Annotated in this window: 24 protein-coding genes and 1 tRNA gene; 11 read left to right on the top strand and 14 right to left on the bottom strand. The window is 38.5% G+C overall.

Annotation, left to right across the window (positions count from 1 at the left end):
- The first annotated feature begins 117 nt into the window (after positions 1-117).
- From CER18_RS09990 to CER18_RS03420, 9 genes are all read left to right on the top strand, one after another.
- A complete protein-coding gene (locus tag CER18_RS09990; protein WP_180299373.1) occupies positions 118-270 on the top strand; it encodes a hypothetical protein in 153 nt (50 codons plus the stop codon).
- 69 nt (positions 271-339) lie between these two features.
- Complete coding sequence (locus CER18_RS03380) at positions 340-1275, top strand: cupin-like domain-containing protein (RefSeq protein WP_100128694.1); 936 nt, start codon at positions 340-342, stop codon at positions 1273-1275.
- 7 nt (positions 1276-1282) lie between these two features.
- Entirely contained in the window at positions 1283-1669 is a 387-nt protein-coding gene (locus CER18_RS03385; RefSeq protein ID WP_100128695.1) for a hypothetical protein, read from the top strand.
- 939 nt (positions 1670-2608) lie between these two features.
- On the top strand, positions 2609-3577 hold the full coding sequence (locus CER18_RS03395; protein WP_100128697.1) for a ThiF family adenylyltransferase: 969 nt from the start codon (positions 2609-2611) through the stop codon (positions 3575-3577).
- Between the two features lie 214 nt (positions 3578-3791).
- Positions 3792-4382, top strand: a complete 591-nt coding sequence (locus CER18_RS03400; RefSeq protein WP_180299374.1) for an aKG-HExxH-type peptide beta-hydroxylase — start codon at positions 3792-3794, stop codon at positions 4380-4382.
- 1 nt (position 4383) lies between these two features.
- Positions 4384-5193: a cupin-like domain-containing protein gene (locus CER18_RS03405; RefSeq protein WP_100128699.1), complete on the top strand. Its 810-nt coding sequence runs from the start codon at positions 4384-4386 to the stop codon at positions 5191-5193.
- 6 nt (positions 5194-5199) lie between these two features.
- Positions 5200-6426 (top strand): MFS transporter, encoded by a 1227-nt coding sequence (locus CER18_RS03410; RefSeq protein ID WP_100128700.1) that lies wholly within the window; start codon positions 5200-5202, stop codon positions 6424-6426.
- A 6-nt stretch (positions 6427-6432) separates the two neighbouring features.
- On the top strand, positions 6433-7734 hold the full coding sequence (locus CER18_RS03415; RefSeq protein ID WP_245410037.1) for a coproporphyrinogen-III oxidase family protein: 1302 nt from the start codon (positions 6433-6435) through the stop codon (positions 7732-7734).
- Positions 7735-7744: 10 nt separating this feature from the next.
- Positions 7745-8965: an MFS transporter gene (locus tag CER18_RS03420; RefSeq protein WP_100128701.1), complete on the top strand. Its 1221-nt coding sequence runs from the start codon at positions 7745-7747 to the stop codon at positions 8963-8965.
- A 659-nt stretch (positions 8966-9624) separates the two neighbouring features.
- Here the strand turns inward: CER18_RS03420 and CER18_RS03425 are convergent.
- From CER18_RS03425 to CER18_RS03470, 13 genes are all read right to left on the bottom strand, one after another.
- The gene (locus tag CER18_RS03425) at positions 9625-10128 is read right to left on the bottom strand and encodes a DUF6622 family protein (RefSeq protein ID WP_100128702.1); all 504 of its coding nucleotides are present in this window, start codon (positions 10126-10128) and stop codon (positions 9625-9627) included.
- Between the two features lies 1 nt (position 10129).
- Positions 10130-10531, bottom strand: coding sequence for a hypothetical protein (locus tag CER18_RS03430; RefSeq protein WP_180299375.1), 402 nt, complete (start codon positions 10529-10531; stop codon positions 10130-10132).
- A 22-nt stretch (positions 10532-10553) separates the two neighbouring features.
- Positions 10554-10682, bottom strand: coding sequence for a hypothetical protein (locus CER18_RS10690; RefSeq protein ID WP_280951564.1), 129 nt, complete (start codon positions 10680-10682; stop codon positions 10554-10556).
- Between the two features lie 300 nt (positions 10683-10982).
- Positions 10983-11897, bottom strand: coding sequence for a hypothetical protein (locus CER18_RS03435; protein ID WP_100128703.1), 915 nt, complete (start codon positions 11895-11897; stop codon positions 10983-10985).
- 2 nt (positions 11898-11899) lie between these two features.
- Positions 11900-12787, bottom strand: a complete 888-nt coding sequence (locus tag CER18_RS03440; RefSeq protein WP_100128704.1) for a hypothetical protein — start codon at positions 12785-12787, stop codon at positions 11900-11902.
- Positions 12780-13247, bottom strand: coding sequence for a hypothetical protein (locus CER18_RS10410; protein ID WP_245410038.1), 468 nt, complete (start codon positions 13245-13247; stop codon positions 12780-12782). The genes CER18_RS03440 and CER18_RS10410 overlap by 8 nt, the downstream gene beginning before the upstream one ends.
- Positions 13244-13615 carry a hypothetical protein gene (locus CER18_RS10415; RefSeq protein WP_245410039.1) on the bottom strand — a complete coding sequence of 124 codons (372 nt, stop codon included), beginning with the start codon at positions 13613-13615 and terminating at the stop codon, positions 13244-13246. The genes CER18_RS10410 and CER18_RS10415 overlap by 4 nt, the downstream gene beginning before the upstream one ends.
- Before the next feature lie 135 nt (positions 13616-13750).
- A complete protein-coding gene (locus CER18_RS09995) occupies positions 13751-13906 on the bottom strand; it encodes a hypothetical protein (RefSeq protein ID WP_180299376.1) in 156 nt (51 codons plus the stop codon).
- Positions 13903-14853, bottom strand: a complete 951-nt coding sequence (locus CER18_RS03450; RefSeq protein ID WP_245410040.1) for a hypothetical protein — start codon at positions 14851-14853, stop codon at positions 13903-13905. Before CER18_RS03450 ends, CER18_RS09995 begins: the two co-directional genes overlap by 4 nt.
- A gap of 62 nt (positions 14854-14915) precedes the next feature.
- Positions 14916-15815, bottom strand: coding sequence for a hypothetical protein (locus CER18_RS03455; RefSeq protein WP_100128706.1), 900 nt, complete (start codon positions 15813-15815; stop codon positions 14916-14918).
- Positions 15816-15902: 87 nt separating this feature from the next.
- Positions 15903-16211, bottom strand: coding sequence for a hypothetical protein (locus tag CER18_RS03460; RefSeq protein WP_100128707.1), 309 nt, complete (start codon positions 16209-16211; stop codon positions 15903-15905).
- Positions 16212-16750: 539 nt separating this feature from the next.
- Positions 16751-16827 (bottom strand) — tRNA-His (locus CER18_RS03465).
- Between the two features lie 151 nt (positions 16828-16978).
- Positions 16979-18061 (bottom strand): quinone-dependent dihydroorotate dehydrogenase, encoded by a 1083-nt coding sequence (locus CER18_RS03470; protein WP_100128708.1) that lies wholly within the window; start codon positions 18059-18061, stop codon positions 16979-16981.
- A 194-nt stretch (positions 18062-18255) separates the two neighbouring features.
- On the opposite strand from CER18_RS03470, the gene CER18_RS10245 reads away from it, so the two are divergent.
- Both CER18_RS10245 and mscL read left to right on the top strand, forming a co-directional pair.
- Positions 18256-18411 carry a hypothetical protein gene (locus tag CER18_RS10245; RefSeq protein WP_210199631.1) on the top strand — a complete coding sequence of 52 codons (156 nt, stop codon included), beginning with the start codon at positions 18256-18258 and terminating at the stop codon, positions 18409-18411.
- A gap of 425 nt (positions 18412-18836) precedes the next feature.
- The gene (gene mscL, locus CER18_RS03475; RefSeq protein ID WP_100128709.1) at positions 18837-19247 is read left to right on the top strand and encodes a large conductance mechanosensitive channel protein MscL; all 411 of its coding nucleotides are present in this window, start codon (positions 18837-18839) and stop codon (positions 19245-19247) included.
- 18 nt (positions 19248-19265) lie between these two features.
- On the opposite strand, the gene CER18_RS03480 is transcribed toward mscL, so the two are convergent.
- A complete protein-coding gene (locus tag CER18_RS03480; protein WP_100128710.1) occupies positions 19266-20966 on the bottom strand; it encodes a PAS domain-containing sensor histidine kinase in 1701 nt (566 codons plus the stop codon).
- Positions 20967-21458 lie beyond the last annotated feature (492 nt).

Raw genomic sequence — 21458 nt, forward strand, 5'->3', positions numbered from 1 at the left:
TTATATTATCACTAATACACTATCAGTAAGATATATTGAAAAACTTAAAATTTCATTTACCCTGTTAAGAATCAAAAGTATGTACTTTTGATTCGTGAAACCATATTATTGGGGAGAATGAATATGGAAGATTTTGAAAGTAAAGAATATCGCTGTTATTTATCACCTATGCAAGCATCTGATATTGATGGTAATTTAGAGATTACTAGCGTCAAGTTAGCAGAAGTTGATCTAGATAGCGATATCCTGCTTGCGGCTCATCGTTGCTAAGACCATTAGATACATACCCGAGTTTTTTTCTTGGGTATGTATTCTCATGTGCCTGAGGAGGATTGTAAGATGGCCATTATACGAATATCACCTGAAGACGTCATAAAAGCAAGCAAAGAGAGTTTTGCAGACCGGTTTTTTGACAAAACTTTGCCAGTTCAATACAAAAATTTAGATATGGGTATGCCTGCGTACACAAAGTGGAGCTTTGATTTTTTTAAAGAGCGCTGCGTAGGTATCTACTGTCAGGTAAGTGATGATTTGAGCGATCCTTCTAAAATTACCAGAAAAATTCCTATAGCCGAATATATTGATCTAGTTCAAAACGACTTAGCTGCTCCTTACATGATAGGCTGGAGTTATCAAAAACATGCCCCCGAACTTGATCAAGATATTAATTTCCCAGCGTTTCACCCAAACGACTTTATCTCTCGTCTTCCTMAAAATATGCAATTTCACCGCCGATGGATATTTTTTGGAAAAAAGGGAATAAACTGCGACCTTCACATAGACTGCTTCTCCACAAGCGCTTGGCTTATAATGATCCGCGGCCAAAAAACCTTTAGAGCTATATCTCCCCTGCAGCGCCATGAAATAAGCATGACTGCATCCTTATTTAACGAAGAAACTGTTACTGATTTAGCCAACAAACATATTGATATATTAGAATATGTCTTAACTCCAAGCACTATACTTTACGTCCCCACGGGCTGGGTTCATGAAATTCGAAACGACAGCAATAATATTATGATCACTGGGGGATTTACAGCCCAGCAACATGCGATACGTTTCTATAAAAATTACCATGCTTATATATCAAAGAACTCATACGAAAGCGACCTTGTCTTCGTCGACTACCTTAACCAATTAAATCGTAGCGAGATCACGTTGTCCGAGGAGGTCAGAGACTCCATTCATGAAGAATTGGCGTATACGCAGGAAAAAATACAGCTGTTAAAACAAAAAGAAAAAATTTATGCAGACTTGTTAAGTAAAGTCAGTTAGTTAGGCTATGAAAAAAATAAATATAGCCATTGATGTACTGCCTTACAAACATAATATCTGGTCTATTTGTGATTATAGCGGAGAGCAGGTATACCACAAATGCGCGCTGCCACTCTTTTGTGTAAAAAATGGTACACCGATTTGTATCGGAGCGAGGGATGTAGAACAAAATGAAAAAGAGCTAACTATATCTATAAAAGAAAACTTGTTTTGGAATAATGGCGAGCAAGTCTATGCAGAGGATTACGTTCGGGCTATTGATTTCATTCAACATGATGAAGGGAATAGATATCAAAAAATTCTATCATCGTTACCCACGAAAAAAAGCCTACGCAAATTAATGATAAATACAGTTTCACTTTACATACAAAATATTATGATCCATTCCTCATAAACTATTTATCACTAATTAATTTTTCACCTAAACATAAAACAAATGACAATTTGTATGCTGGTCCGTATTTTTTTAGTGAAAATACGGAAAATGGCTATAAACTGCAGACCAATGAATTTTTTAAGCTGAAAGAAAAGATAAATTGTGTAGAAAATATCCAATTCATACTGATAAAATCAGACAAAGATGCAAAAAAGTTCTTTGATGGAACAGTTGACGTCACATGCAATACGGCGTTAGATCTGAATAAGTTTTCATATTTTAGTCAATTGCCAAACTTTTCTACAGGTGAAGATATTTTGGTTATGCTATTATCGCCCGGGGATAAACACCATGAGTTAAGCTCCGATATCACATCACTTATATCGCTGGCTATAGATCGCAATACTATCTCAAAAAATTACCACAATCAACTCTCTTGCTTTAGCTCCTTTCTTGATTTTTATTATGACAAAACAAGCGAGGGCATAATAAATCATCCGAAAAATATACAGGAATGTATTAACCTAGATATTTCGTATGAAAATTATTATCCTAACTACGAAATTCTAACCCAGATTGCGAAACAACTCTCCAAGTATAATATCAATGTTACACTCCATGAAGACGCATACGGGCACTGGACCTCCCACTGCCATTTACGTTTTGAAATTCGAAGACTCCCCCATGGCAGCTCGATACAAATTATACGTTCTGAATTAAGTAAAATAAGACAAAGCAATAAGTATCACGATTGTATAAAAAAAATTTATTCAGCTCTATTTGATAAGAATTATCTTAGAAAACACCAGTTTATATTCGAAAAGATAGATCACTTCTTGCGATTAAATACGACATATATACCCTTGTTTAGGCTACCTGTTGGATTTCTGTATAATGATAAACTTCGACATGAGACTCTATTTTCAATAGGAAATTATATCACCTATAGGAACAATAATGAAAATAAAACTTAAATGCCCTGTGGTATATACAAGCAAAGGTATATTTTTATTATCAAACAATAACTATGGTATAAACTGCAGCATAGGCGATCATTTATCCGACATACTCATACAGCTTGAAAAAGGCATTGCTTATAGCGATATACAAACGCTTTTGAAGGATGACCAATTTGCGGATATCTTCTTTAAATTAAAAGATAAAAATCTATTGATATGTACAACCGATAGCTATCAGGGAACAAGCCTAGAAAAATCCTACGATTTTTTTAATTTTCATTTTGCGAATTTTGACACCTCTTTTTCATTTTTAGATGATATCCATGTTGCGATTGTCGGTTGTGGCGGTATCGGCTGCAATGTTGCTATGTGCTTAGCAACCGCTGGTATTAGAAAAATAAGCTTAGTTGACTTTGACCAAGTCCAGCCCAGCAATCTAAACTGTCAATTTGCGTATAATCTGTCAGATATAGGGAAGAGCAAAACAAAGTGTTTACAAGAAAAACTTTTTAATATTAATCCAACGCTTGATATCAACATCTATGAAAAAAAAGTCTCTAAAGCAACTGATCTTTCTCCTTTGAGCACAGATGTTAAGCTTATAGTATGCGCCATTGATACCCCACCCATCTGCGCCTCTATCTATTGCCTTGAATACACTATACAAAATAATATGAACATTATATTTGGCTCAACCGGATACACTACGATAGCTGTAGGTCCTCTCCTAGTATCGCATGCCGCACGCTGCAATTACTTAACCAGTTTAGAAGCGAATTTAGCCAAAAAAGCGTCTATAGTATCTGGCTCCTTGTCATCGACGAATTTACTCGTTTGCGCTATATTAGGAAATGAAATTATAAACTTTTTTTACCCGTTTTCCAACAACATGTTATTAAACAGAAAGCGAATTTATGCTCCGATTAGTATGCAAGTCCTAGAGGAGAAAAGCTATGACAGTGACTAAAAAAAGTTTTTTTTCATTAATTTTGAATAAAGCGGTCATAGATGAAGAAATATTCGTATGGAAAATTTTCTGTGAACGCTCATCTACCTCCTCGTTAAACAAAAAGCTATATAATATACCTTACCCATAAAACCTCGCGGAAAAAATTGTCTATTATGATATAGAAAATAAGGATATTTACGATCCGATCGTAAAATTTATTTCAGAAGCCTTTGTGAAGCAAAATGAAAATTTTTCTGGGTTAAGTTTTTCAAAAAATAATTCATATAAAGAAAAAATTAGCACAGCATTAAACATATTGGACACAGCAACCCCTATTCTTGGTTACGCCTTAAATAAATTTGTTAAACAAATACTTATAGTTGACAGCACGGTGTTGATTGCAACAAGTTCTCTTGCTTTCTTAGGACTTATAGTAATTTCTCCAAAAAATGAATGGACACTCTATGATTATATGGAGAATCTAGTCCATGAGCTATCACACATAGAGCTATATATAAAGCAACTAATTGATCCATTGGTAGCAACCGATGCGTTACTGCATAGCCCCTTTCGACTCCAAAAACGGCCAGCCAATGCAGTATTTCACGCCATGTTTGTGCTAGCTCGTATAGTCCTGTATCTTGATGGAATCTACCAGCATGACATTGAATGTGCCGTTTACCAAAACCACATGGCGCGCTTGATCTCATTATTAACCGAAACTGCTGAACAATTTGAGGACAGCAGCTGCCTGACACCCTACGGGCGCAATCTTATGGATGACATTCAAAATCTATTGCTAAAGGTACAAGGAAAATATTAACATGATATACTTTTCCAATGAGCATGAATTCAACGAAGTAGCAAGACAACAACCACTCACCGATAAATGTTTTTTGATAAAAAATTATTGTAAAAATTGGCAACTATATACTATGTTCAGCTTCTCAAATATTATTAGCCTATTTGGCAACGATGAGATTTTCATTGAAAAAGGAATAAATTGCCCTACAAGAGAACAAGTCACTATCAAAGAGTACATTGAGAAAATATTATCTGGAGAAAAATCAATTGGCAATTGGTCCTGGCAACCACATTTAGTCTATAATGATTTACTAGAGCATAGTTTTACACTGCCCGAATTCATCACGCTGCACTCCCTAGACCAATCTTTAATAGGCTCTCTTATTCTAACTCCTTGGGTTTTAATATCAGCGCCGGAAACTGTCACTGCCATGCATAAAGATATGCTCAGCGTTAATGGAATTGTTGGGCAATTAGAAGGCTTGAAAGAATTTACCTTGGTCGCCCCACCCCATAACCTTGAAGAAGGGAAATTTTATAGTCGTTCTGAATTAGAAAAAAATCAAGTTGAGTTTACACAAGTTATCCTAGAACCCGGAGATTTTTTATACTTTCCTATGAATTGGTGGCATCAAGCGAAAACCATTCAGAATTCAATCACTTTTATTCATAGCACAGTGAATGAGACTAACCTTCAATGTTTTTTAAATGATACAATTTTATATATGCCAGCCTATCTACAAAGACTACAGTCAAATGCTAAAAAAAGAAACTATTTTGGTCGAAAAATAAAGTGGATATCAAATGGTTTTCGTATCCTCGAGGGGTAATAAAAAATGTTCCTAGATGAATTTAAAAAGCGTATAGAACTTTTTAAAAATAAAAACTTTTTATATTTTACCTTAAGTGGTTTTTGCGCTACTTTCGGAAATGGCCTAAGCTATATTGTGCTTTCATGGTTTGCTTATAATCGGACCAACTCGATTCAAGGCATTGCTTTAATGATGTTTTGCATATGGATGCCAAGCATCCTATTTGCACCTTTATTTGGTTACCTTGCCGACCGCTATGATCGTAAAGTGCAAATTATCCTTTCCAATCTTGTGCGTGGTTTTGCTATTATCACCTGGGTCCTTTTATGGCAAATAGACATAAAAATCGACCTTATGGTTTTATGCACTTTGCTTGGCATTTTTGTTTCTTTTTATATGCCTTGTGCTATTCCTTTTATCAGCAGTATCATCCCCAAAGAAGACCTCATAAAGGCCAATGCGACTATTGATATGGTTTATGAATTCGGCACCATTATCGGCATGGGAATAAGCGGCCTTATCCTTTACTTTGCAGGTATGGAAAATACACTCCTTATAGGCGGAGTCTTTTTTATTATCGCTGGCTTATTTAATTTTGCCCTTACCCCAGTTTTTACGCCTGACAATGAAGAGGGTTCTAGGCCTGCACAAAATTGGTGGCAAAGCTATATCAGTGCCCTTGGCTATTTCAGGCGTACACCAGAACTTTACATGCCTTATTTGACGCAAATGCTGATCATGGTCTTGCTTATGACCATTCCGATTATTCTCGTACCCTATACGCGAGAAGTCTTACATGCGGATACACAAACTTTTGCCTTCTATGAAATGCTCTATTCGCTAGGAGTTGTCGTGGGGGCGTTTTTTGCACCACTTGTTTCGCAAAAAATCAATATCCGCAACACGCTTGCGCTTTTGCTTGCTCTTATGGCGCTTTGCCTATTGGTACTTTTTATCAATACGTATATTATTATCGGCTTCCCAATTTATTTTTTAATTGGCGTCGGCCTATCAAGCTGGGGCCTTGCCATTTCACTTGCACAGCTCAATTGCGATATAGAATATCAAGGCCGCCTTCAAGCAAGCTTTAATGGAATTTCCGGTCTTTTCATTTTGGGCTTATACCTCCTTATGGCCTATGGCGAAGGCAATCTGCCTGTGCAAAGCATTTATCTTGCTCAATCTGTACTAGCCTTCATCGCCATTTTAGTCATCCTTTTTTATCGCAAAGGAAACAAGCCCACCATGTAGGAAACCGTGACTTTTACTCTGCAGATTCCACAAGCGCATACCGTTTCTCTTTATTTGCATATTCCCTTTTGTGAAACCATCTGTTCCTTCTGTCCCTTTCAAAAAGGAGCCTACAAGCGCGTTAAGCAAATCGAATCTTATATGTCAGCGCTTACCACAGAGATCAGAAACAAAGAAAACTTCATTCGCTCGCTTAGAGGTCCCATCCGCAGCATCTATATAGGGGGCGGCACACCGTCTCTCTTGTCCGCAGACAATATCCGCCACATCGGAAAAGTATTGCATGCCGAATTTGAGCTCTCTTCCTTAGCCGAGTTTACACTGGAAAGCGAACCGAAGAGCGTCACACGTGATAAACTTTATGCTGCCCGTGAGATCGGCGTTAACCGGATAAGCTTCGGTGTACAGAGTTTCATTGAGCGTTTCCGATCATTGTTTAACCTCACCTCAACACGTGAACAAATCAAAAATACCGTGGCCTGGTCACAAGAGATAATTGGACACGTCGGTTTCGACCTACTATATGGCATGCACAGTCAGCAAGCCGAAGAACTATTATACGATTTGAAGCAAGCAAGCCAGCTTCACCCTGAAACCATCAACCTCTATGCAATCAACAATCTGGCTATCACGTCGCAACTGCATAAGTCTTACGCACAAAAAGGGCTGAAACCGTCCAGCCTACAACATCGACAGATGCTTCGATTATTTAGCGACATCGTTATGCGCAGCTGCGGCTATGCGCCGTGTAATGGGCATTCCTATATCAAAATTTCCAATAACACTCCTCTAAAGCTTGCTAAAACCAGTTCAGCTAATTATTTCTGCTATCACAAATATTTGCATGGTTATCATGATGATTATGTGGTTGGTTTTGGGGCGTCAGCACAGTCGATTCTCGGCTCACTCGTCACACGAGCCAATCCCAGTCGAAGCGAATATATTACCGACATACAACTTAAAGGCAAATCAAAAGTGTACTACAATTGGGTATCAGCGGAGCAACAAGCCTCCAAGGCTTTGTGTATGCGGCTACCTTATAACGGCTACACCAAAAAAGAAAGAATTGACTGGACCGCACTCCCCTCTTTCGTATATAATGATCTACAGCAGCTCATAGGTGCAGGTCTCATTGCAGAAAGTGATAACGATCTCCAGCTGACTCAGCGTGGTTGGCAATGGTATTCCAACCTTCTGTATTTTCTTCTCCCTCAGGCAGATAGGAATATCTTGGACGACTATGTCGCAAACATGCTGAATACAACCGCCGTACTTGATGGACCAGCGGAAATCTGTGTGGCATCTTAAGGAGAACAGAATGTTCACGCTTTTTGCCAACAAGAACATACGCTATTTTTGCCTAACCGTTAGTCTGCTAGCCCTACTCAGCGGTGCTTTGCGCACTGCCATCCCGCTATTAGCAAGACAATCTGGATATGGCGTAATTGGAGTAAGTTGGGCGCAAGGTCTCTTCTCATTAGCGTGGCCAATTTTCGGCATCCTTGCAGGCGCTTTACTTGATCGCTGCGACAAAATAAAACTTGCCACCTCGGCTCTCCTCATCTTCATGCTACTGCATATTGTCCTGTTCATACTGCTTATGATACAGATTGCTCCAGCCGAACAAATTTTCTTCTATGCAACCATTGCTGGATTCATCGTCGTTTCTGCCGAAGCTTATATAATGACGATTCCACCACTTATCATGGAGGGAAAGCGATTGATGAGCTTCTACTCAATTGTCTTGTTTTTAGATTTCGGGGTCTCCTATTTTCTTGCCCCTGTCGTAACAAGCAGCATTTTAGCGCATAACACACTGCTATTTCTCGGCCTGTTAATCGTGCTTTTTATCACATTGATTTTTACCGCTCGCCGTGCTGTTCCGACATCGCCAGCACTTGATAAAGAAAACATCTCTTTCCGTTATATCATTGCCGGCTTTCGTTTCATCTTTTCAAATCGGCATCTCACCTCCCTTACATTACTCACATTCTTTATATCGGTGGTATTTGGAGCATTCCTAACCTCATTCATCTTCTTCGTTACCGACAGTCGATATCTGGGCCTCCATAGCAGCCAATATGGCGTGATGTTTGCAGCCTACGCGCTTGGTACAATGGCAGGTGCCCTCTTTGCACCACGTATACGCTATGCACCGGTGCGCCTGGCTGTTCTCACTGACGGTTTAGGAACGGTTGTCTTGCTGCTGATTCCAGCCTTTTCAAAAAGTGCTGTCGTCGTATGGGGCGTCACCTTTATTGCTGGCGTTGGAGCAAGCTTATGGTTTATTGGTGTTACCGCCTTCAGGCAGCGCCTCACACCAAAGCAACTTCTCGGGCGCGCTAATTCTGCTTTTCGGGTGATAGGCTATGCTGGAATGCCGGTCGGAAGCTTTTTGGTTGGCGTCCTTGGTTCTTTTATATCATTGCAGTTTGCTGCCACCTTTATCGCTGGGCTACTCTTGGTGGCTATCGCGATAACGCTTCCATTTCTTTGGCAAGCTGATCATATAGACACCGCCACCCCTGCCACGAGGTAACAGCTGCTTTTTAAAAACACACTGTAATTACAAGCGGCTTCAAAAAGCAGCCTTACTATAATATAATATTAGCTAGAGGGTTACATATATATCGCAATAATAATGCACTCATTCCCGCAAGAGTGCTCCACATATTATGGCGTAGACTGTACAAACTCTGCCGCTCCTAAATACTCAAACGTAATGCTACTGGGGTGTACAGTGTCCGCAGTTGCACCCTTAAACACCGGTTCCTAGCATATCATAATGCTTGAAAAAAGCATCATGCCATCATAGCAACCGCTTTGCGTATGGGGTCCACAACATAGTTCTACAAACTGTTGACACATTGCCAAGCTAAGAGTTTTCTTGCCCACCTACGCCAATGAGACCATCACTATCCTCTTTTTTGAATCGTAAAACAAAATGATTACCATGAGCGATAAACCATCTGCTCAAAGTCCAGCTAACTCAAACTCATAGCATTCTAAACTTTTAGGCTCGCTCTTCACCCAAGGGAGCATAGTCAGATATATCACTTCCCTCACCTATTCACGCGCTGGGATAAAAAAATCTGAAACTATGAGGTAACGCTGCATTTGTATGCAGCGTTGTTGTTAGGTATAAGCTTCTATTGAGATAGTTCTAATGGGAAGCACCCACAGCTAATGGTATAAGGATTAATTTCGATTCTTTCGAAATGCTATATATAAATTTAATGTGCCGCCCCACAACACACCACCAGTAAACCCACTTAAAAGACCAAAAAGAAGGTTAAAATCAAATGCATATTTCAAATCAGGTACAACCTTGAGAAAAACAATCAATATGAATTTGATGACAAAAGCGATAAGAATAAATGTCAGCGTCAACGGCGTACCAGGCAGAATAATGAAATCCGTTCCCTCTTTGATTTTTAAACGCGCAGTAGCACGCCAGAGCAACCAGCCAACACCAAAGCCGATCATCAGCCCTGCCAACATTGCAATTGCTCCCCAGCGCGGGAAGGCCAGCTGGTTAATCACATCGCTTGCGCCCAAAAAAAGAAAGACTAACGGCAAGAGAAAAAGGCGGTAAACCTTCGTTTCCCTATCTTTCAATGCGATTATTCCCCTCGCAATGAGAAAAATAAGCAAAATCCAAGCCCATAAAGGGGTTCCGGTCAGAATGTTAAACAATGACATATTATGCTCCATGATGTTTGATGCGATAAAAATATTGCATGATGTTAGGAAGATATTTAGAAAAAAGAATACCAGCACAAATTAAACCCATAGTGACACACCAAAGCTGGGGGGAGCATGAAAAAAAAGCCACTAGAAGACCATTGGCAAAAAAGATGATTACCCAAATCCATGTAATATATTTATTGATGAGATAAAATAGGATATGTTTGCGTTTCTCTTCAGAAACACCAGCACTGGCATAAAAAATGGTAAAGGATTTCTTTACCAGCGAGCTCATCAATGAAATCAGAGCAAGTGACAGATAGCAAAAAACTATGGGGTAGTTCAGTAAAAGTGTAGACCATCCAGCGAAATAATTAACAAACAGGACAATAACTGTCAGAATGTTAGTAATCATCATGAGTTCCCCCCGTCGGACAATTTTAATATTCACAGCAATAATGGACAATAAAATCAAAATCAAGATGAGAGAGCGTTCGACCAGAGTTAAAACGTTTCCATTGATAACCCATAAATACTCCACGGAATAAAGAGACTATTATGTTAAACATGGCGCATCCTCCTTGCAATAATGCGTCATCGCCGCCTCAAGATTCCCATCTTCAATCTCATGGAGGATAATAGAAAGGAGGACACTAGAAAGTTACATGATCGCATATTTGCAAACTCCCATATGCGCGTGGGCCAGTGGCACACCCTCCCCCCCAATTAGTGTAGAAATGATGTCGCTCTTGGTACTGGACGCGTTACGTCAGTGCTAACCTTCTCTATTTTTTGCAGAACAGAAAGCGCGTATCAGGCTCTCTAGCCATACTTAGAGTACGCAAAGTTATTCATCACTCTACAACACCTTAAGCGCGCAATTTTATGTTTTGTATTAAAGGATTTTTGCTTTCAAAATATACGAACAACATCACACAAAGTAGAATAAACAAGCTTCCCCCAACATTAAACCAAACCTTGTCTGTAACCAGCACTGTTGCACCGAAACAGTTAACAATAGCGTGGACAAAAAAAGGCGCACACGCATAAAATTTAGAGCGCGTAACAACACTACGATACGCCAAGCATGTGTTTAAAATATGCATGAGTATGACGCTCATTAAAGCACACAAAAAAATACTCGCTTGCGTCCAGGAATAAAAAATTACATATTCACTGGCTAATAACCTAGATCGAATAGGCCAGCCATTATAAACAAGGAAAGGCCCTAGCGCCTTGTAAACTAATTCGCATAAACCCCAGCCTATGCCAATATTCAGCGGCAAACGCCACAAAAAACTAGGCGAGCATCGATAAAACTTAGTAACTAACAAACGACGCATGGCTTCTTCTGCTACAACAAAAAAAACCGTAAATGTTAAAAATAAAAAAACAAGCGCCAGCCCCTGCTCTGCACGACTCCCAGTTTCAACAATATTCATCATATAAAGCGTTTTTATTACAGACTGCTCCCAAAAAGCAATAAGCCCGAAAACAATGCAGCTAGCAACAAACCATCCCACAGCACCAGCGACAACTAATTTGAACTTCAGAACATGGTGAAACACACATAGAAGAAAAACAACGCCAAGCACTTGCAATAAACGTAAGGCATCAAGTTTATGTTCTGTTTCCCAGTAACGCCATACTAACAGAACAATCACCCCCAAAACTATGCCGCTCAACAGCACATTTATCCAACTAAATGTAGAGCGAAAAAAATTATAAATGACAGCACCATAAATAAGGCCTGTGAGAAGCGAAGTAATAAATAAAACCAACATTATTATGCCCCCTCATTTACTACAGCGTAACTGCTATTTTTCTTCATGGATAATCTGTCTTGCACAAAATCATAAATTTGCAGCATAAGAGCAAACATAAGAATAGTAGCGATTGTATAATGCCCAATTGCAAGAAGTTCTGGCTCAGCGGCCCGCCATGAAAAGCGCGCCCAAGCCGCCAAGCATTGTAAAAGCAAGATAAGAACAAAAAAACGCCATTTCTTGTCAAGGCAAACCACAAGCATTAAGAAAGTTGATAAAAGACTCAGACCTATAATAAACGCATAATATATTACCGTCTCAAGTAAAGAAAGTAAGGCGCCCCTATCAAGACTAAAGGCCCCTTTTAGGATCATCACAGCTTCTGGTAGAGATGTAAGCAGTGCAAGCCCTATAGTAGCCCCCCAAATCCCCATTCCCACGCCCAGTGCTGCCTCTACACCATTGCCATTATCTTCTGCCACCCAATGAGAGAGCAAAAAAAACTGCATAATCGTCATGCTTATAGGGAATAGACCAACAGCAAAAACAATATTAGGCGTACTATAAGCAGAAAATTCAAAAATTAAACTGCCTATTATACGCATAAAGCCGTATAGAAAAAAAATCAAAAGCACATAACAACCAGCGCTTGACCCAATAATCGCCTTCGTGTCTTTAAACGCTTTAACCAAAGAGAGTAACCAGCGGTACCCCAATATAAGCGAAAGCGCCAAAACATAATAAGGAAAATAACTCACAGCGCCATAAACATAAAGAAAAACAAGACACAAAACAACGAGTAAGAAAACCAAATGTTCAACCAATGTTTTTTTCTTCATCAAAGGAAAAATAATCAGAACCAGACAAAAAACGGCGCCGATAATAGATAATGTCAATTTGTCAAGCATTATAGTAAACTTTAGAAATAGAATTTATTAATATTGCGTAGTCTGAAGAAATGCCAAACATAGACAAAAGACCAACCGCAAAATGAATTACAAAAGGCAGATAGAAATAGGCCTTTCGCTTATCTTCGAAACCAAGATACATAAAGCGCGTATTTACAACATGCATCAATACAATCATGCCCGCGGCAATAAGATAGCTGATCGCTTGTGGACAAGATTCAAATGCGACATAGCCCGCCATTTGTGGCTCCCTATCAACACGGTAATTCAAGTAAAGAAAAAGAGCTGGGAGGGTCTTATAGCATAAGTCTAGAACACCCCAGCCCAGCCCGAAATAAAGGACCTCACGCGCAGCTAATTCTGGCTTATATACGCGAAGCAACCACAAACGCAAAAGCTCCGCAGTTAAAACTGATATCAAAAGGATAAAAAAGGGATAGTTTGCAGCAACCCCACTCATGTAATGCACCCCCTCTGCTGCTGGCTATTATGAGCAGCAGACAAAGCAGGCAATGGCAACAAAGAGCTCAAATATACAAAACCTGCCCCAATACACAAGGCAGCAACTGCACCACAGAATCCAAGAACTAAATATTTATATAAGTAGCGCTCGTGCAGAATTAAAAGCATGCCAAGATAACATACTAAAAGCAAAGATAAGTCTGGAAGCCCACTTTCACTATGTGGATAAGCGAAGATGATAGCGCAGGAAAGGCCAGCTAGCCCCCAAAAAATGACGCGCTCGCCCAACAAGCCATTGTTTTTAAGGACACGAGGGCTGGAACTTATCCCAAAACTAAGCTGCATTCCAAAAATTAAGTCAGACATATAATTTCCCTAAGGCGCCTTGCCCTCCAAAGTATACCAAAATATTATTGCGGGAGAGCCCCCCCTGCTAAGAGGATGATAGCGTACCCCTTAAAGGCCTTTACCTTGTTAAAAAAGCTAGGTCAAACAACAATTTCACCACTTAGAGCGAAAACAATCCCAACCAGCTTTAGCAATACCCGCGGCTGCGCCACGGACCCCGCCTACCATTGCTCCAGAAACGGCCCCTCTTGGGGTGGCTGCTCTAGACTTTAGGATAACCCAAAGAACTACAGTCTCCTGTCTTCTCACTCAGTTTTCTTTTTAAACGGGTTAATCACGCTAAGCTTCACATTCTTTGATTTAATGTGACGCGCGTACACATCAACAACAAACATCAAACAAATCCAACTTCTAACCATTCCATAGTCATCGTCTGTATGAACAAACGCTACATAATAAGAAACAAAGAGGCTAAAAAACAGCTCTGCAAGAACATCAAGGACCAACCAATAATATTTCTTTGTAGTAACAAAGAGAACCATCAAAAATGTCAAAAAAACCTGGCCCGTTAGAATAGCGAAACCAAACACCGCATAATCAAACATTTTTTTCACTGCCTCCCTGTTTGCAAAACCTATCTGTTGGTAGATTTCTCGAAGGTCTGATAAAAGCAGTGATGACACAAAAAAGACGCCTATGGCAAACCCACAGCCAATGCAAATGCTTAAATCTAGCACTGACATAGATTTTTCCTTCAAAGCTTTAGCAATTAGGACATAGCGAGCCCCCGCTATCATCAACGGAATAATGAAAAGCAGATAAATATAGCTCGAAAGCTGCAGATCAAAAAAATCTAACAGAACGCCATCACTCATAACAATAAAACCAGCTGCGATGAAAAAAATGGGGCAACTTGCGATAATGGCCAAACTAAAGCACTTTATGTTGTTGACTATATTGGGTATAAATTCAATGCAAAAAGCAAGAAAGAACATAATTATAGCAACATGAGAAGATGTTATCGGCATACCGACTATATACTCAAAATACTCAAAGGCATAAATGAGAAGAGGAGCAACCAATGCCACCACTATGAATGTAACCGTGTTCTCCCTGCCTAACATGCTTTTTCCATTAATAGCAATACTTTTGCAGAATAGATACAACATGCCAAACCACAGATAAAAACAAACGAGCACTAAACCAAACTCGCCCATAGCTCCTCCTGTACAATATTCCAAACATAAAGGTGGCACCTTTTACAGTACCACCGTTCTAGGCTTTAGGGTAACCCAAAGAACTACAGCCTCCTGTCTTCTCATTCAGTTTTCCTTTTGAACGGGTTAATCACGCTAAGCTTCACATTCTTTGATTTAATGTAACGCGCGTACACATAAACAACATACAGCAAACAAATCCAATCTCTAACCATTCCATAGCTATCATCTGTATGAACAAACGCTACATAATAAGAAACAAAGAAGCTAAAAAACAGCTCTGCAAGAACATCAAGGACCAACCAATAATATTTCTTTGTAGTAACAAAGAGAACCATCAAAAATGTCAAAAAAACTTGGCCCGTTAGAATAGCGAAACCAAACACCGCATAATCGAACATTTTTTTCACTGCCTCCCTGTTTGCAAAACCTATCTGTTGATAGATTTCTCGAAGGTCTGATAAAAGCAGTGATGACACAAAAAAGACGCCTATGGCAAACCCACAGCCAATGCAAATGCTTAAATCTAGCACTGACATAGATTTTTCCTTCAAAGCTTTAGCAATTAGGACATAGCGAGCCCCCGCTATCATCAACGGAATAATGAAAAGCAGACAAATATAGCTCGAAAGCTGCAGATCAAAAAAATCTAACAGAAGGTCATCACTCATAACAATAAAACCAGCTGCGATGAAAAAAATGGGGCAACTTGCGATAATGGCCAAACTAAAGCATTTTATATTGTTTACTATATTGGGTATAAATTCCATGCAAAAAGAAAGAAAGAACATAATCATAATAACAGGAGGAGATGTTATCGGCACACCGACTATATACTCAAAGGCATATATGATGGGAGGGATAACCAATGCCGCCACTATGAATGCAACCGCGCTCCCCTTGTATAACACGCTTTTTCCATTAATAGCAATAGTTTTGAAGAATAGATACATGCCAAACCACAGACCAAAATAAGCGAGCACTAAACCAAACGCGCCCATAGCTCCTCCTGTGCAATATTCCAAACATAAAGGTGGCACCTTTACAGTACCACCGTTCTAGGCTTTAGGATAACCCAAAGAACTCCATCAAAAGTGCGTCAACATCCCACCTGAATTAGCCATAGATTGACCCAAAAACTGTGTGCCACACTGGGCAGCAGCCACACCATAACCAGCATAACCGCCTATGGTGCCTCCGAACTTATCGCCTACACCTAGCCCAAAGCTTCCTGCGTTCATAGCAAGAGAAGGATTACGCATCGCTAATCCTAAGCCAACACCACCCGCAAGGCCAATCACAGCACCATACTTGCTACCAAACGCAAAACCAGAGTGATATTTGCTACTAAAATTATCGGCACTGCAATAATCGCGCGAACCACTTGAACTTCCCATTTATTTTCTTAGTGTATAAATAAATTCCCCCAAGGTTACTTATGTCCCCGCGCCAGAATGGCTTACCCATAATCAACCACCGAAACACCCCCTAGAGATATGAATGCACTCTCATGCAAGTTCATATTTATAATATATAGTTGACAAAATCAAGGATATTGTGCCAAAATATGGCAGATATTAGTAAATTTATGCTTACTTATTTTATGTATTTAAGCTTAATAGTTTATATTATGAGCAATAATAATGAAAGTCAAATAAGATTCTCTTGGTTTACAAAATATACTAAAAGTATATAAATATACTGATAGAGATATTTATTGTTGCAATTGCAATCAGAATCATAGATTTATTTAACCCATTTATATTTCAAGCGATTATTGATCGTATCATTCCGTTTTGGGCGAAATTTGAAAAAAATCATCCGCGCAAGGTCTCTGCTCCGTGACAGCTCACACGCAAAAAGACCGCCAAGCGCAGCTTTTAACCGCCTCACAAAACGCCAAACATAAGAATAAGAAAAGTTAGGGAAGAAGAAATGGTACGGTTGGTGGGATTTGAACCTACGACCTCTGGTGCCACAAACCAGCGCTCTAACCAACTGAGCTACAACCGCATAAAAAGTAAATGTATCATAACTGTTCACGATTTTGTAAACATTTATTTTTCGCTTATGTGACATAAGGAAGATCAACAAAGTTTGCAAGCCCCTTAAAAAAAATCTTGCAATTTTTTGTGAAGAAAAATGTTTTTTACAAAGAAAATTTTTACAAGGGAAATTTTGCCCAATGCTCAAGATTATGATCACGATAGTCTTTTATGTTATCGACACCATCTTGTTGCATCATCTGCAAAATCTCTTTTAAAATAGTTATGACAAGATTTGGACCTTCATAAACCATCCCACTATATAATTGAATTAAATCTGCACCTGCTTTTACTTTTTCCAAAGCGGTCTCAGCATCCTTTACACCGCCAACGCCAATGATTGCAATCTCCTTCCCTAACTTTTGACGCATTTTTGCAAGCACAATCGTAGAACGCTCAAAAAGTGGACGTCCAGAAAGCCCCCCCTCTTCATTGCTGAAATGACTATTGTTAAGACCTTGGCGTGAAAGAGTCGTATTGGAAACAATCAGTCCATCAAAATCAGAAAGTTTTATTTCTTCTGCAATATCATCCAATTCTTTCTCTGATAAATCTGGAGCAATTTTTAAAAAAATGGGAATGGAGAAACCATGTTTCTTCTCTTGCTCCTTTCGCGCTTGCGAAATAGCATTCAACAAAAGATGCAAACTATCACGAGCCTGTAAATCGCGCAAACCTGGCGTATTAGGAGAAGAAATATTAACCGTAAAATAATCAGCAACATCATAAAAATGAGCAATACCAACAGTATAATCGTCAATTTTATTCACTGTATCCTTATTGGCTCCAATGTTGACCCCTACAACACCAGCTCTTTTACATATCTGCAATCTATCGTAAACAACTTGATGCCCGTCATTATTAAAACCCATTCTATTAATAATTGCTTCATCTTCTTTTAAACGAAAAAGCCGTGGTTTAGGATTTCCAACCTGAGGCTTTGGTGTCACCGTTCCAATTTCAGTAAAACCAAATCCTAAACGAAAAATTTCATCAACAACCTCTGCATTTTTATCAAACCCCGCTGCAAGACCAATAAAATTTTTAAACTCAAGCCCTGTAATAGTTACACACAATCGCTTATCGACAACCTTTTGACAACCGCTTAAGCCACTTTTCAATCCGACAATCGCTAAACGGTGCGCATGCTCTGGATCTAACATAAATAAAGCAGAACGGCCAATACAACGAAAAAAACTCATCAATTCTTCTCCACAACACAAAAATGATCCATCACACCTCACATATACCTTTTAACACAAAAGATCGCCAAAAGAGTATATTATTCAAATAATATCCCTCTTCTATTAAGAATAGTTCATCACGTCATCGTCATTCGCATAGATCTTTAAGTTTCCTGAATAGAAAAAAGTATCTCTATTCCCCAAATTCTTTTGTGAAATATTGTGTCCAACAAAAGAAAAGCTTGCTCTATAAAGCTGTTTTCCCTCATAAAGTTATAGAATATACGGTTCGTAAAATTATCGACATTCATGCCGTTGTTACACCATTTAAATCAGGAGCATGGTACTTAATTTTTGGACTGTATTAATAAAATTTTTAAGAATCTGCGTTGTTACCATTGCTAATGCACTAAATACCGTTTTGCATTTATAGGTGCTCTGTCTAAACATACAGTTTAGTGATAACTGTTGATCATAGAATAAATCTATCATAGCAGAAACTTCCAAATTCTATAGTTCTACTATCTATAGACTGATATAACCTTCCAGATAATGAAAATATAGTCGCTTTTATCAAAAAGTAGATACAGTTTTTATTAAAAAAGCTTTTTTCTACGGAATATATGTACATCCAAATAGACTCCATAAAGCTCTTTATTAAGCTTCATAAAGTTCTTGGAAAATAATATTAATATTGTAGTATAATCCTAAAAATAAAATCTATGCCCTTTCCTTTTTCATCAAAAGCGGTAAGTAAATTACCGTATATCGCTTACATAAAGGGGAAACCGCAATGCTTAAGGAATTTAAAGAATTTGCCCTAAAAGGTAATATGATTGATCTTGCTATTGGTGTGATTATCGGAAGCGCCTTTGGTGGCTTAGTCAACTCAATTGTCAATGATATTTTTATGCCAATCATTGGACTTATTACAGGTGGAATTGATTTTTCTAATATGTTTATTCAACTTGCTGGAGAAAAACAAGCAACGTTGAGTGCTGCCAAAGCAGCTGGAGCAACCATTAGTTATGGTCACTTTATCACTTTACTTATCAATTTTCTCATTATTGCTTGGGTTCTCTTTTTCTTCGTTAAAGCTATGAATAAAATGCGTAGAAAAGAAGAAGGAGAAAGCCCCAAAAAAATCCCTTCAGAAGAACAACTTTTAACAGAAATTAGAGATCTCTTGGCTAAGAAAAAATAAATTTATGTACGACTTACATCATAGAATATGAGGAAAAAACATTTCCACAGTCGTTCCATGATTGGGTTTGGAGAACAATAAAAATTCTCCCCCACTTTCTTCCACCATTTCCTTACACATTGGGAGCCCTAAGCCTGTTCCCATAAAAGCGCTGTCACCAGATCGTCCATCTTTGCGCTCTACTTGGCCATAAGGTTGCAGAGCCTGTGCAATTTCTTCTTCGCTCATCCCTATACCATTATCACTTACTGAAATTTTTACGCGTTCTTTCCTATAAGAAACGTGAACTATAATCTGTCCACCTAAGGGTGTAAAACGAATAGCATTGGAAAGAAGATTCCATATAATCTGGCGAAATATTTGTTGTGATACAGGAATAAATGGAACATGCGGTGGAGCAACAATGCGCATGATAATGCCGTTATGATTGGCTTGAGTTTCAAGAAAAGCTATCGTCGCACGTAAACAAGATATCACATCAAATGTTTCAGAAATAAGGGAAGAATCACTCTGGTTATTGGAACCAGAATAATTTGCTTTCGAACATTCTAGTAATTCATTAATGAGCGATAATATATGTTTTCCAGAAGAGATAATATCGCGTAAATATCCATGATAACGCTCATTTTCTATCGAACCAAAACGGCCCTCTCTCATAATTTCGGCAAAACCAATAAGAGCATTTAAAGGTGTTCGTATTTCATGAACAACTCCAACGATTTTATTCTCTTCTGCTTTTTCTTCTTCTGATGGAACTTTTTTTATCCTATCACGCAACATAACAGCATAATTGCCTTGCTGTGCTAAAAATATAATCGTAACAAGAACGGTTCTATTTTTATGACTTTTCGTCATTAAATCAGCTGTTTCGCTGCGATTTAAAACTTGATTTGTTCCCTTCATACGGATTAGTTTAAAATATTTTTCAACCAAAAATCGGCTTTGCAAAGTAAATAATGAAGAAAGTTGCTGTCCTCGTAGTTCATTTATTTCATAACCCATCAATGTTAAAGCTGCCTTACTTGCCGACTGAATAAAGCCCTGTTCATCTAACCATAAAACACCATCTGTTGCTGTCTCCAACAATGATAAAACTGCAGCGGGTTCTTTTATGAGCGCTTGTTCTATAGCATTTACTGGCAATATTTGCGGAGATGGTAACTGAATAGCTGTTTCTTCAACAAAACTCTTTTCTTTTACCGATGAATTTAATTCATCATGTAATTGCTCTGCAATCTCACGAAAAGCTGAGCGTTCTATCTCCGTAAGACGCGGTATTTCCGTTTCCTGCTTTTCATCTCTTTGTTCTTGAATTTTTTCTTGTATTTTTAAAATACCAAAGCCACGAAACCCTTTAAGCTGCTTTTTAGCATCAAAAATTGGCAAAGCCGACAATTCAACATCAAGCCATTGTGAGCAACCATCCACTGGCCATTGAACAATTTCTTTGCTCCACGGTATAGCTGTTTCAATAAAACGACTGAGAATCCGATATCGATCATCATTAAATTGATGAGCAAGCTCATGAAAACTACATCCTAAAATGGAGGAAGAGAGAGGCCCAACAACTTCAGCTAGCTCTTTTGAGACTTCACAAAATAAACCATTGTGATCAATTTCCCATGTAAAAGGCCGTGGCAAAAGCTCTGGTATAAAACAAAAAGCTTTTTTCTCACATTTTAATTTATTTGTACTGAACTCATCTGCTTTTAATGACATAACTAAAACTAAAAAAGTGTTGGATTGACTCTCAAACGAATAATGCTCATTTATTTCAAAATACCTGCTCTCATTAAAATAACTTGATATGTTATTATCAATTATCTGTAGCAAAATTTTGACTGTTTCACCAAGCAAAACAAGAGTAAAAAGAATCCTCCAATATTGTTGCTTATTCGCATATTATTATAATAAAGTTTGTTACAATAATAGAAAAATGCCCCCCACATAAAATAGGTCTCCCAAGAGAACATACTCGTTCTGCGCATTTATACGCTTGTCTTAAAGAGGCATCTTGTTCAAAACTTATTTTATAACAGCATCAGTAAATGCTGCAACATAAAGATCCTCATAAAGAATATCAAGGCGTTATGTTTTAGCTTTTTATACTTTTGAAAGAGCTCGCACTATTTATTATACTTGTCCAGTCCCTAATGTTGCTAGTCGTTTTTGTGTTTGGAAACATTCATAAGAGGTATTTTTATTCCTTTT

This window comes from Bartonella tribocorum (genome assembly GCF_002777915.1).
Classification (GTDB): domain Bacteria; phylum Pseudomonadota; class Alphaproteobacteria; order Rhizobiales; family Rhizobiaceae; genus Bartonella; species Bartonella tribocorum_A.

Bases quoted from the DNA above. Each gene is read 5' to 3' on its own strand.
- CER18_RS09990 (WP_180299373.1), top strand. From the start codon at position 118: ATGAATATGGAAGATTTTGAAAGTAAAGAATATCGCTGTTATTTATCA.
- CER18_RS03385 (WP_100128695.1), top strand. From the start codon at position 1,283: ATGAAAAAAATAAATATAGCCATTGATGTACTGCCTTACAAACATAAT.
- CER18_RS03395 (WP_100128697.1), top strand. From the start codon at position 2,609: ATGAAAATAAAACTTAAATGCCCTGTGGTATATACAAGCAAAGGTATA.
- CER18_RS03405 (WP_100128699.1), top strand. From the start codon at position 4,384: ATGATATACTTTTCCAATGAGCATGAATTCAACGAAGTAGCAAGACAA.
- CER18_RS03410 (WP_100128700.1), top strand. From the start codon at position 5,200: ATGTTCCTAGATGAATTTAAAAAGCGTATAGAACTTTTTAAAAATAAA.
- CER18_RS03420 (WP_100128701.1), top strand. From the start codon at position 7,745: ATGTTCACGCTTTTTGCCAACAAGAACATACGCTATTTTTGCCTAACC.
- CER18_RS03425 (WP_100128702.1), bottom strand. From the start codon at position 10,128: ATGTCATTGTTTAACATTCTGACCGGAACCCCTTTATGGGCTTGGATT.
- CER18_RS03430 (WP_180299375.1), bottom strand. From the start codon at position 10,531: ATGATGATTACTAACATTCTGACAGTTATTGTCCTGTTTGTTAATTAT.
- CER18_RS10690 (WP_280951564.1), bottom strand. From the start codon at position 10,682: ATGTTTAACATAATAGTCTCTTTATTCCGTGGAGTATTTATGGGTTAT.
- CER18_RS03435 (WP_100128703.1), bottom strand. From the start codon at position 11,897: ATGTTGGTTTTATTTATTACTTCGCTTCTCACAGGCCTTATTTATGGT.
- CER18_RS03440 (WP_100128704.1), bottom strand. From the start codon at position 12,787: ATGCTTGACAAATTGACATTATCTATTATCGGCGCCGTTTTTTGTCTG.
- CER18_RS10410 (WP_245410038.1), bottom strand. From the start codon at position 13,247: ATGAGTGGGGTTGCTGCAAACTATCCCTTTTTTATCCTTTTGATATCA.
- CER18_RS10415 (WP_245410039.1), bottom strand. From the start codon at position 13,615: ATGTCTGACTTAATTTTTGGAATGCAGCTTAGTTTTGGGATAAGTTCC.
- CER18_RS03455 (WP_100128706.1), bottom strand. From the start codon at position 15,815: ATGGGCGCGTTTGGTTTAGTGCTCGCTTATTTTGGTCTGTGGTTTGGC.
- CER18_RS03460 (WP_100128707.1), bottom strand. From the start codon at position 16,211: ATGGGAAGTTCAAGTGGTTCGCGCGATTATTGCAGTGCCGATAATTTT.
- CER18_RS03470 (WP_100128708.1), bottom strand. From the start codon at position 18,061: ATGAGTTTTTTTCGTTGTATTGGCCGTTCTGCTTTATTTATGTTAGAT.
- mscL (WP_100128709.1), top strand. From the start codon at position 18,837: ATGCTTAAGGAATTTAAAGAATTTGCCCTAAAAGGTAATATGATTGAT.
- CER18_RS03480 (WP_100128710.1), bottom strand. From the start codon at position 20,966: ATGTCATTAAAAGCAGATGAGTTCAGTACAAATAAATTAAAATGTGAG.